This window comes from Nonomuraea sp. KM90 (genome assembly GCF_052246675.1).
In the GTDB taxonomy this organism is placed as follows: Bacteria; Actinomycetota; Actinomycetes; order Streptosporangiales; family Streptosporangiaceae; genus Nonomuraea.
Genome location: NZ_JBQQCB010000046.1, coordinates 20847 through 34135 on the forward strand (window position 1 = coordinate 20847; position 13289 = coordinate 34135).

Below are 13289 nucleotides of genomic sequence, written 5' to 3' on the forward strand. Positions count from 1 at the left end.
ACCTAAGATCGTTCTGTGAGCTCATCACAGGGCATCAACCCGAACATCCCTCACTCCGCCCGCGTCTACGACTACTGGCTGGGCGGGAAGGACAACTTCGAGGCCGATCGCCGGGTGGCCGAGCAGACGATGGCGGCGGTGCCCGGCATCCGGGAGAGCGCCAGGAACAATCGCGCCTTCCTGGGCCGGGCCGTCCGCCACCTCTCGCAGCTGGGCGTCCGCCAGTTCCTCGACCTGGGCACCGGCATCCCCAGCCAGGGCAACACGCACGAGGTGGCGCAGGCGGAGGCTCCCGAGTCCCGCGTCGTCTACGTCGACAACGACCCCATCGTGATGGCGCACGCCAGAGCGCTGCTGACCAGCACCCCCGAGGGCAGGACGGCCTACATCGAGGCCGACGTGCGCGAGCCGCGCGCCATCCTGGAGCACCCCGACGTGCTGGAGACCCTCGACTTCACCCGGCCGATCGCGCTGGTCATGGTCGCCATCCTGATGCACATCCCCGACGCCGACGACCCGGAGCGGCTGGTCAAGGCATACGCGCAGGCGCTCCCGTCCGGCAGCTACCTGGTGCTGAGCCATCTGACGCTCGACCTGGTGTCCAAGGAGACGGCCGACGACTACCTGGCGGCCACCCGGCCGCAGGCGATGCACCGGACGCCCAGGACGGGCGAGCAGATCGCCCGCTACTTCGACGGGTTCGAGCTGGTCGAGCCCGGTCTCGTGGCGGTCTCCGAGTGGCGCGACACGCCCCTGTTCCCGGACTCGGCGGCCTGGATGTACGCCGGGGTGGGCCGCAAACCGTAGGCGCCGGCCCGGCGCGGGCGCGACCCCGGGCGTCCCATCGGGATCGCGCCGTCTCGTTCCAAAGCCGTTTAAGGTTCAAGTTGTGGATCAGTTCGGGGACGGGACGGCGGAGTGAGCACAACGATCAGGACAGAGCGGGCCGCGGCGGGCGACCAGCCGAAACCGAAGCGGCGCCGCCGGCGCTGGTTCGGCTGGGCGGTCGTCGTGCTGCTGGCGCTGTGGGCCGTCATCAGGGTCGGCGGCTGGGAGCAGGGCTCGTTCGTCACGCAGCTCATGACCGTGACGCCGTACGGCGCGGGGCTGGCGGCGCTGACCGCGCTCCTGTCGCTGCTGCGGCGCAACCGTCCGGTGGCGCTCGTCGCGGCGATCGTGTGCGTGGTGATGGTCGCGGTCGTGGTGCCGCGCACGATCAGCGCCGAGCAGCCGGCGGCTCAGGGCGCGCCGCTCCGGGTGCTGGCGGTCAACCTGTTCGGCCGGGGCGACGCCCAGACCGTGGTGGACCTGGTCCGGAAGTACGACGTCGACGTGTTCAGCGCCCTGGAGCTGACCCACGCCGAGGCCGAGCGGCTGGACGCGGCCGGGCTCGGACGGCTGCTGCCGTACCGGGTGCTGGAGCCGGAGTTCGGGGCGACCGGCAGCGGCATCTACGCCAGGCACCCGGCGACGAAGCTGGACGGCCTGTTCACCCCGATCGGCCACAACATGCCGGCCGCCACCCTGACGCTGCCGGGGGGTGGCAAGGTCGAGTTCGTGGCCGTGCACCCGAACCCGCCGCTGGGCCGCATGGAGCAGGAGTGGAACGCCGCCCTGCGCGCCTTCCCCCCGGCCTCCTCCTCGGCGGTCCGGGTGCTGGCCGGAGACTTCAACGCCAGCCTGGACCACCGCGCGTTCCGCGACCTGCTGGCGCGGGGGTACGTGGACGCGGCCGAGCAGGTGGGCAAGGGCCTGACGCCCACCTGGCCGAACTTCCGGCCGATCCCGCCGATCATCTCCATCGACCACGTGGTGGCGGATCGGCGGGTGGCGGTGCGCCGGGTGGAGATCCTGGACGTGCCCGGAACCGACCACCGCGGCGTCTTCGCCGAACTCCGCCTCCCCTGACCGGCCGGCCGGGCGCCGGGTGGTCGCGCATGCGCGCGGTCACTCCTCCAGGAGCCGGGCCGGGGTGCCGAGCCGCCGCGCGGGGCCGAGGGTGACGGTGTCGCCGGTGACCCGGATGACCGCGCGCAGCGGCGGCTCGTCCGCGGAGGGGCCCGCGGAGAGCGTGACCGTCCCGGGCTCGACGATGCGGCGCAGCTCGACGCCGGTGTAGGAGAACGCGTCCGCGGGCACGTCGAACGCCACCACCCGGGTCTGCCCCGGCTCCAGCGCCACCCGCGCGAACCCGATCAGCTGGATGGCCGGCCTGGCCACCTGCGCGACCGGGTCGGAGGCGTAGAGCTGCACGACCTCCTCCGCCGGCCGGTCGCCGGCGTTGCGCACCGTCACCCGGGCCTCGACCGAGCCGTCCGTGGCGCATTCCGCGCGGTCCGTCTCCAGGGCGACGTACTCGACCGCCGAGTACGACAGCCCGTGCCCGAACGCGAACGCCGGCGTCGGGTCCAGCACCGTGATGCCGTCCGCCCGCCTGCCCAGGGGTGCCTGGAGGTAGGTGGAGGGATTGATGGCGGGCGAGGCGGGGATCTGCACCGGCAGCCGTCCCGACGGGTTGACCCGGCCGCTCAGCACGCCGGCCAGCGCCGCTCCGCCCTCCACGCCGGGCAGGAACGCCTGGACGGCCGCCGCCACCCGGTCCTTGTACGCCCCCAGCGCGTACGGCCGCCCGGACACCACCACGAGCACCACCGGCGTGCCGGTGGCCAGGACCGCCTCGACCAGGTCCGGCTGGAGGCCGGGCAGCCGCAGGTCCGCCGCGTCGCAGCCCTCGCCCGAGGTGCCGCCGCCGAACAGCCCGGCCCGGTCACCCACGAACAGAAGCGCCAGGTCGGACCCGGCGGCCAGCTCCGCCGCCGCGGCGATCCCCGACCCGTCGTCGCCGGTCACGTCGGCGCCGAGCGCGTAGCCGAGCTCCGCCCCCGGGAACTCGGCCGCCAGCCGTTCCCTGACGGACGGGATGGGCAGGCCCATGCCGTGCTCGGGGTAGCGGTCGAGCACGTGGTTGGGGAAGGCGTAGCAGCCGAGCAGGGTACGCGGGTCGTCCGCGCACGGCCCGATGACCGCGATCTTCGAGGTCGTGGCGGGTTCGACGGGCAGGATTCCGACGGGGTTGGCCAGGAGGACGATGGAACGTTCCGCCACGGTGGCGGCGAGGGCGCGGTTGCGCGGGCTGTCCAGGTCGAGGTCGTCGACGTCCGGGAAGTCGTGATCGTCGTCGAGGAGGCCGAGCTCGATCTTCTGCCGCAGCACCCGGCGTACCGACTCGTCCACCAGCGCCTCGTCCACCCGGCCCGCGCGGACGTGCGCCACCAGGTGCGCGCCGTAGCCGACGGTCTCGGGCAGCTCCACGTCGATGCCCGCGCGCATCGCGACCGCCCCCGCCGCCGCGTCGTCCTCGGCCACCCCGTGCATGGACGCCAGGAACGGGACCGCCCAGTAGTCGGCCACCACCGTCCCCTCGAACCCCCACTCCTCGCGCAGCAGCCGCCGCAGCAGGTCCGGGCTCGCGCCGACGGGCACGCCGTCGAGGTCGGTGTAGGAGTTCATCACCGACCGCGCCCCGCCCTCGCGCAGCGCCGCCTCGAACGGCGGCAGGATCACGTCGGCCAGCTCTCTCGGCCCGATGCTGACCGGCGCGTGGTTGCGGGCGGCGCGCGAGGCCGCGTAACCGGCGAAGTGCTTGAGCGTGGCGATGATCCCGGCGCCCTCCAGCCCGCGTACGTACGCCGCCCCGAGCCGCCCCACCAGGTACGGGTCCTCGCCGAGGGTCTCCTCCACCCGCCCCCACCGGTAGTCCCGGACCACGTCGAGGACGGGCGACAGCCCCTGGTGCACCCCGGCCGCGCGCAGGTCGGCGCCGATCGCCCCGGCCAGCCGCTCGATCAGGCCGGGGTCGAAGGTCGCCGCCCAGGCCAGCGGCGTCGGGTACGCGGTCGCCCCGTACGTGGCGAACCCGGTCAGGCACTCCTCGTGCGCGATCGCCGGGATCCCGAACCGGTTGGCGGCCATCACCTGCTCCTGCAGGGATCGCAGGCGGGCCGCGCCCTCGGCGGGGCCCACCGGGGCGGTGCCGTAGACGCGGGTGAGGTGCCCGAGCCCGTAGCGCAGCCGCTCCTCCAGCCCGCCGGCCGACATGAACAGGTCCTGCAAGGGTGCGACGCTGCCGGGCTCGTCCGTCTGGACCCAGACGGAGCCGAGCTGCGCGACCTTCTCCTCAAGGGTCAGCTCGGCCAGCAGGCTCTCCACGCGCTCGCCGGTCGTGCGAGCGGCGTCCCGCCAGGGCGCGAGGCCCGGCGCGTTGACAGATGTCATGGCTGCGACTTTCGAGAGATTCATCCCGATCATTAAGCCGGGACTTTAGGTGCCCTCCGCAAACTCGTCAAGAATATTTCGAACTGATACCGAAATTTTCGGCGACCGTTTATCGGCACACCGGAAAGCAGCCTTCGCACCTGACCTTGACCAGCGAAGCCACCTCAGGCTCGGCGATGAAACTTTCAGGAAACTTGTTCCGGAAAGCAGTTGCCAGACGGGCCGGGGCAGGTCGATGTCACCTGTTGGCTACATCGAATGCGTGTTCGATTCTGGCATCGTCGCCCGGGGGCCCGTTGACGCTAGGAGAAGACACCCATGCCCGTTCGTTCCTTACGCACGATCGCGCTCGCTCTGGCGACCGCCGTCGCGCTCGTCCTGCCCGCCCTACCCTCCTCCGCCCAGGCCGCCACCGGCCCGAGCGTGGTGGTCAGGTGGAACCAGGCGCTGCTGGCGGCCGTACGCGGCGGCACGCTCGGCCCGCCGATGGTGGCCAGGGCGCTCGCGATCACCCACACCTGCGCCTATGACGCCTGGGCCGCCTACGACGCGGTCGCGGTCGGCACCCGGCTGGGCGGCTCGCTGCGCCGGCCCGCGGCCGAGCGCACGGACGCGAACAAGACCGAGGCGATCAGCTTCGCCGCCCACCTGGCCGCGGTCGACCTCTACCCGGCGCAGCGAGCCGGGTTCGACGCGTTGATGGCCGAACTGGGCTACGATCCCGCCAACCCGTCGAGCCAGGCGGCCCGCACCGGCGTGGCAGCCTGCCAGGCGGTGCTCGACCACCACCGCACCGACGGCGCCAACCAGTCCGGCGGCTACGCGGACACCACCGGCTACGCGCCGGTCAACGCCCCGGTCGTGGTCGCCGATCCGCTGACCACGCTGAACGCGCCGGGCCGCTGGGCGCCGCTGACGTTCGTCAACCGGGCCGGGGCGCTCGTCACGCCGCCGTTCCTCGCGCCGCACTGGGGGCAGGTGACCTCCTTCAGCGGCACCGCCCGGTCCCTCGCCGACGGCGTGCCCGCGCCGTACGCGTACGGGTCCTCCGGGTTCCGCGCTCAGGCCGCCGAGATCGTGGCCGGCACGGCCGCGCTGACCGACCGGCAGAAGGCGATCTCCGAATACTGGTCCGACGGGCCGAGCAGCGAGACGCCGCCGGGGCACTGGTGCCTGTTCGCGCAGCAGGTCTCGGCCCGTGACCGGCACGGGATCGACCAGGACGCGAAGCTGTTCTTCGCCCTGGCCAACTCGGTCATGGACGCCGGGACCGCCTCGTGGGAGGTCAAGCGGGACCACGACTCGGCGCGGCCGATCACGGCGATCCGCTTCCTGTACCGGGGGCAGCAGATCCCGACGTGGGGCGGCCGGGTGGTCGACGGGGCCTCGTGGGTGCCGTACCAGGTGCCGACGTTCCCGACGCCGCCGTTCGCCGAGTACGTGTCGGGGCACAGCACGTTCAGCGCGGCGGCGGCCGAGGTGCTCAAGCGCTTCACCGGCGCCGACACGTTCGCCGGGCAGGCGCTGATCGCCAAGGGCTCGTCGCTGGTCGAGCCGGGGGTGACGCCGGCGCAGGACGTGACGCTGCGCTGGCGCTCGTTCAGCGAGGCGGCCGACGAGGCCGGGATCTCGCGCCGGTACGGCGGCATCCACTTCCGCTCCGGCGACCTGCAGGGCCGCACCCTGGGCCGGGCCGTCGGCTCGGCGGCGTGGGAACGCGCGACGGACTACTGGTCCGGACGCGGCTGACCGGCCTGACCGTCCTGACCTTTCCTGACCTTTCCTGACCGGCCGGACCGTCCTGACCTTCCTGACCGGCCGGACCGTCCTGACCGGACGTCGCCCGCTCCCCTCGTGGCGGAGCGAGCGGCGTTCACGTCCGGAAGCGCCCGCTCCCCTGTACGGGAGCGGGGCGCCTTCGTGCTGCGGAGGTCAGGCCGCGCTCTCCTCGGCCTGCCGGTTGAGCGTCTCGAGGTCGAACGCGCCCGACTTGACGGCCGCGGTGAACGCCTCCCAGTCGTGGCGAGGTACTTCCAGCACCGCGTCCGGGTTGTCCGCGTGGATGACCTCCACGTGGTCGTTGATCCGCTTCGCCGCGACGCGGCTGGCGTCTTGCGTCATCTGCAGCACTCCTCTCGGTGCATTGCGGGTTCCGGCCCCGGCCACCCGTTCGCAGGAGGACCGGGGCGGTTGCGGGCAGCCTTGCATCCGGCGGGCCGCGTCGGCCACCGGTTCGGCGAGGGAGGCGGTGGAAAAAGTCCCCCCGCGGGAGTCGATCTCTTGCCCTCGGTACAACAAAGACCTCCGCCGTTCGTCGGACCCGCCGCGCCACAAGATCGTGTAGCTTTTCGCTCACCCGTTCTGTTTCCCCGCCGAGGCGTTACGGCGGCTCGGCGTCGCCCCGGGGCCCGTCGCCGGCGACCACGGCTTCGGCGTCGCCGCCTACCGCGCCCGGGGCGGTGCCGTCCTGGTCGAGGTCGGCTGGGGGAACGTCTGCTACCACGGCGCGGCGGCGCTGTCGGCGGGGACGGTGGCCGCCGCGGTCTTCGCCGCCGGCAGCGACGCCGGCAGCGACGCCGGCTTCATCCACTGCGCCGACGGCCGCGTGATCGCCGCCTTCGACCTGCACGCGTGCCGCACCCGGAGGGGCGAGGGCCCCGACCGCCTCCAGGCCCACCAGCGCGAGCTGGGGATGGAGACCTCCTACGAGGACCCGGGGTGGGCCGGCGCGCCCACGGCGGCCGCGCTCGCCCTCGCCGGGCGGGCCACCGGCGTGCACCTGTCCCGGGCCCGCTACGCGGCCGACGCGCTGTTCGGCCCGACCGAGCACCTCGCCCCGTACGCGTGACCTGTTCCCGCCCCGAGGCGGGAGGTGCCGTCGCCGCGAGCCCGGCGACGCACCGCGTGATGTAAGGGACCGTCAAGTCAGGAGTTAGTGGAGTGGCGTAGCTTCCTCGATCGACGGCTGGACCTGAGCAGGGAAGAAAGCATCCAGGAATTTTGAAATGTCGCCGGTGCCCGTGCATCGCCGAGTTTCATGGGAGTGGTGAGCCGGATGGCCGCCGCAGACGTCTACGAGGGCGGCGGCTGGGGCGGGGCGTTCGTCATCCTCTCCGGGGCTCAGCGGGCCAGCAGCGCGAAGCGGTGGGCGGTGGCCCGCAGCGGCCGGCCGCGCCGCATGTCCGCGTGCAGGGCGCGCAGCCGCTCCTCGTAGGGGTGCGGGTCGAAGCCGGGCACCTGCCACGGGACGGCGCGCAGGAACAGCACCAGCGCCCCGATGTCATGGAATGTCGTGGTGAACCCCGCCTCCTGCCGCCAGATCACCTCAAGCCCGGCGCCTTCCAGGGCGGTGACCGCCGTGTCGAGGCCCCAGGCGGCGTCCTCGTGCGGCGGGCCGCCCAGCGCGGCGTTGAGCTCCTCGAGGTCGCGGCCGGCCACCTGCTGGGTCAGGAACGTGCCGCCGGGGGCCAGGAGGCGGCGGAGCTCGCGCGGGTCGTACGCCTCGTGGCGGTTGATGATGAGGTCGAAGGAGGTGTCCGGGAACGACCGGGTGTCCTCGGCGACCTCGACGCCCAGCGGCTCCAGGCGGGCGCGGGCGACCGGGAGGTTGGGCGGGTGGCCCTCGGTCGCGGCGGTGCGGGGCGGCAGCGGCGGGGCGAAGGAGGCGAGCAGCTCGCCGCCTCCCGTGCCCTGGTCGAGGAGGGAGCCGGCCCGGGAGAGGTGATCGCGGACCAGCTGCTCGTAGTCCCACGGCAGGGCGCCGTCGTAGGTGACGCGGTCGCGGAAGAGCGAGAAGTCCCAGCCCTCGAACGAGGCGGTCCGCGCCTCGTGGATCAGCTCCTCGAAGTCCATGGTCGCGATCATGTCGCACCGCCGTGGCGGCTCGCATCGCGATAAAGCCGCCTTACGACCGCCTGAAGGCCTCAGGTCCGCATGAGATCGGCATGAGAGGTCTTACGCCCGCGGGCGCGGCGGGGTGCTGCCGCGGAGGACGACGGTGACCGGGAGGCACGGGTCCGCCGGCGCGTCGTCCGCCAGCGCCAGCCGCACGGCGCTCAGCCCGGCCTCCCGCAGCGGCACCGCCACCGAGGTCAGCGCCGGTACGACGTCCACCGCCGAGGCGATGTCGTCGAACCCCGCCACCCCGATGTCCGCCCCCGGCACCACCCCCGCCTCCCGGAACGCGGTCATCGCGCCGATCGCCATCACGTCGTTGACCGCGAACACCGCCTCCACGTCCTCGAAGCCCCGCTCCACCAGCCGCCGCGCCGCCTCGTGACCGCCCGCGCGGGTGAAGCCGGTCTCGATCGCGAGCGGCTCGGGCACCCCCGCCCCGTCGAGCCCGGACAGGAAGCCCTCGTGCCGGTCACGGGAGGTGCGGAGCGAGGGCGGGGCGTGGAAGACGGCGAAGCGGCGGTAGCCCGCGCCGAGCAGGGCGCGGGCCAGGGCGGCGGCCCCGCCGTGGTTGTCGATCGTGACGGTGCCGAACGGCAGGTCCCGCTGGCTGATCAGGACGACCCGGCCACCGGCGGTGCGGTATTCCTCCAGCTCCTCGACCAGCGCGTCCCTGGTCGGGGCCCCGTCGATGCGGCTGCCCGTCACGATGACGACGCGCGGCCGCCGGCCCCGCAGCGTCCTGACGATCTCCAGCTCGCGCTCCGGCGAGCCGCCGGCCACCGCCATGGTGACGATGAGCCCGGCCTCCTCCGCCGCCTGGGTGACCCCGGCGGCGATGGAGGAGAAGTAGGGGTCGGCCACGTCGCGCACCACCAGCGCGACGGTCCTGGTCGAGCCCTTGGCGATGGCCTGCGCCGACAGGTGCGGCTCGTAGTTGAGCCTGGCCGCGGCGGCGCGGACCCGGGAGACGTTCTCCGACCGGACGTTGCGCGCGCTGCCGTTGAGCGCGCGCGAGGCGGTGGCGATCGAGACGCCCGCCTCCCGGGCGACGTCGTGCAGGGTCGGCGGGGAGGCGGGGGCCGGGGCGGGCCCGTGATCCATGGCGGTCATTCTGTCACCACGGTCAAGGGTTCGCCCCTGGTCGTGCCGGCCTCGTTGACGAGCTCGGCGACGTACACGTGCGGGCCCGCCGGCCGGCCCGTGAGCACGGTGGCGGCGCTCTGGGCGGCCGGGGTGGCGGCGGCGAGCTGCTGGGTGCCTACGAGCACGCCGTCCTCGTAGAGGCGGTAGGCGGTGGCGTTGGTGCCCCACCACATGTTCATGCGGATGGTGTGGTCGCCGTCGCCGTCCCAGTTGTCGCTGCTGAGCACGGGCCTGCCCGGGTTCGCGTCGGTCACCTCGACCTTGACGGGCGTGGTGGCGGTGCGGCCGGCCTGGTTCAGCAGCTCGCCGGTGTAGACGTAGGTGCCGTTCTTCCGGGCGGTGACGGGCACCGTGGCCTTCTGGGCGGACGGGGTGTCCGGGGTCAGGTCGCGCCTGGCGATCTCCTTGCCGTTCTCGTAGAGGACGAGGACGCTGGCGTTGACGCCGTACCAGAGGTTCATGGTGACGTCGTACGTGCCGTCGTGCAGGCCGTGCGCCCAGCCGCTCGTGGTGGAGAGGGCCGCGCGGCCGGGCGGGGCGGTGGCGCCGTCCTGCGGGAGCTCGGGCTCCGGACGGGTGACCTCGACCCGGTACGTGGTGTCCGCCGTGCCGTCCTCCGCGACCACCTTGATCGCGATCTCGGTGTCGCCGACCGGGATGGGGATCGCGGGCGATGCGGTGCCGCTGGGGACCGGCCTGCCCTGGACCGTGATGGCGGACTTCGGGTTGAGCGCGGTGGGGGTGAAGACGAGCCGGTCGCCCGGGACGGTCAGCCCGTACGTCAGGGTGTCGGGGGCGAAGGCCGGCTCCAGGGTGCCGGCGGAGGGGGAGAGGGCGGACAGGGTGGTGTCCTGGGCGAGGGGGCGGCGCCGGATCTGGAGGGGGTGGGTGGCCTCGGTGCCGTCCTCGGCGGTGACCACGATCCGCACCTCGGCCCCCGTGTCGCCGAGGGTGATCTCGCGGGTGGCCCGCGCCCCGTCGGCACGCTCGCCGTCGATGGCCACCGACCTGGCGAACGGGCTGCGCGCCACGGCCGTCACCTCGACCTGCGCCACCCGCGCGGGCACCTCCAGCACGCCGTCGGCGGAGGGGGCGCCCTGGCTGGTGTCCAGGCCGAGCAGTCCGGTCTCGTCGCGGGCGAGCCCGACGCCCTGCGAGACCCGGAGGTCGTCCAGGTCGATGCTGCCGTAGTTGGTGCTGGTCGCGGCGTACTCGATCTTCGCGACGGCGTCCACGCCGGTTCTGAAGGCGGCGTCGTCCAGCACCTTGCGGCCGTCGACGGTCAGGTCGAAGCGCTTGTTCACGGTGTCCATGACGGCGGCGACGTGGTACCAGCGGCCGGGCTCGTACGTGCCGACGGTCTTCGTGGCCGAGCCGGCGTAGGCCACGATCGTGTTCTTGGTGAAGGCGAGGCTGACCGCGTTCTGGCCGCTCGCGTCCTTGACGTAGGGGATGGACCACCAGTGGTTGCCCGAGCCGTAGGGCTGCTCGCTCATGACGTTCGTCTCGACGGTCACGACGCCCTTGAGCGCGAACTCCCGGGTGAGGCTGGTGACGCCGCTGTTCGTGGTGCGGGTCAGCCTGAGGTTCCGGTCGCCGCCGGACTCGACGATCTCCACCTTCCCGCCGCCGGCGCTGACCGCGAGGCCGTCGCCGCCCGCGTACGGGCCCGTGGGCAGGTCGTCGAAGTCGTGCACCACCACGTAGTCGGGGGTCGGGCGGACGAGGAGGAGCGATCCGGCGTCCGTCGCGGTGGCGGCCTCGACCTTCAGTCCGGTCCTGGTCTCCGGGACGAAGCCGCCGGCGGCTGCTCGGAGCGTGTACCCGTCGCCGATCGGGACGCTCTCGACGGTGAAGGCGCCGTCGGGGCCGCTGGTGGCGGTGGCCAGGGTTTGGTCTCCGTCCTCGACGGTGACGGCCGCGCCGGGCAGCGGCCGGGCAGCCTGGTCCAGCACGCGGCCGGTGACCGAGCCCACGGTGCTGGTCGAGGCCATGGTGAGGTGGACGGTGGCGACGTTGCCGGGGCGCACGTCGACCGTGCCGGTGGCCGTCGCGTAGCCGTTCCTGGTGGCGGTCACCTCGACGCCGTCGGCGAAGGGCAGGCTCCTGATCGCGAAGCGACCGTTCGCATCGGTGGTGGCCGTGCCCATGGTGGCCGCCGTCACGGTCGCTCCGGAGACGGGGGCGCCCGACGGGGTGCGCACGGTGCCGGTGACGGATTCGGTGGTGGCGCCCTCCGGGGTGACGTACTCGAAGGCGCCGAGGTCGGGGGCGCCGTTGTAGAGCGGGGTGCCGGCGTAGTCGCGGCCGCCGTTGCCGGTGATCCCCGTGCCCCCGTCGGCGGCGTACGAGCCGGAGGTCACCCGCAGGCCGTGGGCCGTCTCCAGGGCCGGGCCGCTCTCCGGGGTGCCGTAGGGGCCGTCGAGCGGGGCGGCGGCGAACAGCGGGTCGCCGAGCACGGCGTTCGCGTCGCCGGCCGGCACCGGGAGGGTGGCGCCGCCGTAGAGGTTGTGGTCGTAGGCGATGGTGGGGCTGGTGGTCAGGACCGCGCCCGCCCTGGTGGAGTAGAGCAGGTTGTTGGTGATGTCGTAGCGGGCGTCGAGGTAGCTGCCGTACCCGTAGATGAGGTATCCGGATTTGTCGTTGTAAATGGTGTTGTTGTAGATCTTCGCGGTCGCCGCCTTGTCCGAGTGCAGGTAGATCTGGTAGCGGCTGTTGCCCGCGATGACGTTGTTCCTGACCACGGCGTCGCCGAAGCCGAACTGGCACAGCAGCACGCCGTCGCCGTTGCCGTGCAGGTAGTTGTACTGGACGACCTGCCGGGTGGTGCCCTTGTCGGGGTCGATGCCGTTGGAGTCGGCGCCGCCGGCCTTCTGCTGCGTCTCGTACACCTCGTTGAACTGGAACGTCACGTCGTCGGCGTAGTACGTCTCGATGCCCGAGGTGCCGGTGCGGTGGACGACGTTGCGCTCGATGAGGGCACCGCGCACGTTGGTGACGTACATGCCGTTGCACCCGTACGCGGTGCCGGCCTGGGTGATGTGGTTGTTCCTGATGACGATGTTCGTGTGCGGGGTGAACTTCGGGTCGTCCCGGTTCTCGCGGGTGCCCCAGCCGGTGGGCTCGGCGATCGTCTCGCCCGCCTCGTTCTTGCCGTCGCCGGTGTACTGCTTGACCACGATCCCGGCGAACGAGGTGTTGGCGACGGTGGAGTTCTGGATCACCACGTCGTTCAGCACGGTCGCCCGCTCCGGCGGGGCGCCGATGTCGGGCACCGTCGTGTCGAACACGATGCCGCCGGTCTTCTTCGAGCCGTCCCAGCCGGTCTGGAAGCGTACGCCCGGCGCGTTGTTCTCGACGCTGCCGCCGATCCAGTTGACCTGCCCGGTGACGTCGTGCACGGCCACGCCGTCGATGACGAAGCCGTCGAGCGTCTGGCTGTTGTCGCCGGATACGTGGATGCCGCGCAGGTCGCGCAGGTTCTCGCCGGGGGTGCCGGTGGCCGGGACCTCGTTGGTGACCACCAGGTTGCGGATGGTCCAGAACTCCTGGTTGAACAGCCGCACGGCGTCGTTCACCTGGCCGGCGGCGTCGATGCGGGGCTTGGCGCCCTCGCCGTAGCGGTCGACGGTGATCGGGGCGCCGCTCTCGCCGGAGCCCTTGGGCCACAGTTGCTGCCCGCTCCACCGCTGCCCCGCCAGGAGCAGGATGCGGTCGCCGGGCCGGAACGTGGTCTCGCTGACCCTGGTCAGGCTCTTCCAGGGGTGTGCCTCGTCCTGGCCGGTGGCGGAGTCGTCACCGGCGGTGGCGTCGACGTAGTACGTGGTCCCGGCCTGGGCGGCGGCGGGCTGGGCGGCGGCGGGCTGGACCGGGAGGGTGAAGGCGGCCACCATGGCGGCGGCCGTCAGCAGGGTCGGGAATCGGGCAGGGAACATCGCTGCTCCTTTTGGGTGGGGGGTGGGCGCCGAGACGCC

General features: G+C 72.9%; 10 protein-coding genes. 4 read left to right on the forward strand and 6 right to left on the reverse strand.

The features are described from left to right. Positions 1-15 precede the first annotated feature (15 nt). Both ACTWPW_RS34125 and ACTWPW_RS34130 read left to right on the forward strand, forming a co-directional pair. The gene (locus ACTWPW_RS34125; RefSeq protein ID WP_443171033.1) at positions 16-807 is read left to right on the forward strand and encodes an SAM-dependent methyltransferase; all 792 of its coding nucleotides are present in this window, start codon (positions 16-18) and stop codon (positions 805-807) included. Positions 808-918: 111 nt separating this feature from the next. Beyond that, positions 919-1908, forward strand: a complete 990-nt coding sequence (locus ACTWPW_RS34130; protein WP_375111652.1) for an endonuclease/exonuclease/phosphatase family protein — start codon at positions 919-921, stop codon at positions 1906-1908. 39 nt (positions 1909-1947) lie between these two features. On the opposite strand, the gene ACTWPW_RS34135 is transcribed toward ACTWPW_RS34130, so the two are convergent. Next, a complete protein-coding gene (locus ACTWPW_RS34135; RefSeq protein ID WP_443171034.1) occupies positions 1948-4275 on the reverse strand; it encodes a beta-glucosidase family protein in 2328 nt (775 codons plus the stop codon). 318 nt (positions 4276-4593) lie between these two features. Between ACTWPW_RS34135 and ACTWPW_RS34140 the strand changes: the two genes are divergently transcribed. Then, entirely contained in the window at positions 4594-6024 is a 1431-nt protein-coding gene (locus tag ACTWPW_RS34140; RefSeq protein WP_443171035.1) for a vanadium-dependent haloperoxidase, read from the forward strand. A gap of 183 nt (positions 6025-6207) precedes the next feature. Here ACTWPW_RS34140 and ACTWPW_RS34145 read toward each other — a convergent pair whose 3' ends face one another. Next, positions 6208-6396, reverse strand: a complete 189-nt coding sequence (locus tag ACTWPW_RS34145) for a hypothetical protein (RefSeq protein ID WP_364122190.1) — start codon at positions 6394-6396, stop codon at positions 6208-6210. Positions 6397-6655: 259 nt separating this feature from the next. Then, on the reverse strand, positions 6656-6778 hold the full coding sequence (locus ACTWPW_RS34150) for a hypothetical protein (RefSeq protein ID WP_443171036.1): 123 nt from the start codon (positions 6776-6778) through the stop codon (positions 6656-6658). A gap of 27 nt (positions 6779-6805) precedes the next feature. On the opposite strand from ACTWPW_RS34150, the gene ACTWPW_RS34155 reads away from it, so the two are divergent. Continuing rightward, complete coding sequence (locus tag ACTWPW_RS34155) at positions 6806-7123, forward strand: DUF6461 domain-containing protein (protein WP_443171037.1); 318 nt, start codon at positions 6806-6808, stop codon at positions 7121-7123. A 272-nt stretch (positions 7124-7395) separates the two neighbouring features. On the opposite strand, the gene ACTWPW_RS34160 is transcribed toward ACTWPW_RS34155, so the two are convergent. The 3 genes from ACTWPW_RS34160 to ACTWPW_RS34170 all read right to left on the reverse strand — a co-directional run bounded on the left by ACTWPW_RS34160 (position 7396) and on the right by ACTWPW_RS34170 (position 13250). Then, positions 7396-8139 carry a class I SAM-dependent methyltransferase gene (locus ACTWPW_RS34160; protein ID WP_443171038.1) on the reverse strand — a complete coding sequence of 248 codons (744 nt, stop codon included), beginning with the start codon at positions 8137-8139 and terminating at the stop codon, positions 7396-7398. A 90-nt stretch (positions 8140-8229) separates the two neighbouring features. Beyond that, positions 8230-9273, reverse strand: coding sequence for a LacI family DNA-binding transcriptional regulator (locus ACTWPW_RS34165; RefSeq protein ID WP_443171039.1), 1044 nt, complete (start codon positions 9271-9273; stop codon positions 8230-8232). A 5-nt stretch (positions 9274-9278) separates the two neighbouring features. Then, entirely contained in the window at positions 9279-13250 is a 3972-nt protein-coding gene (locus tag ACTWPW_RS34170; RefSeq protein WP_443171040.1) for a carboxypeptidase regulatory-like domain-containing protein, read from the reverse strand. Between the last annotated feature and the right edge of the window lie 39 nt (positions 13251-13289).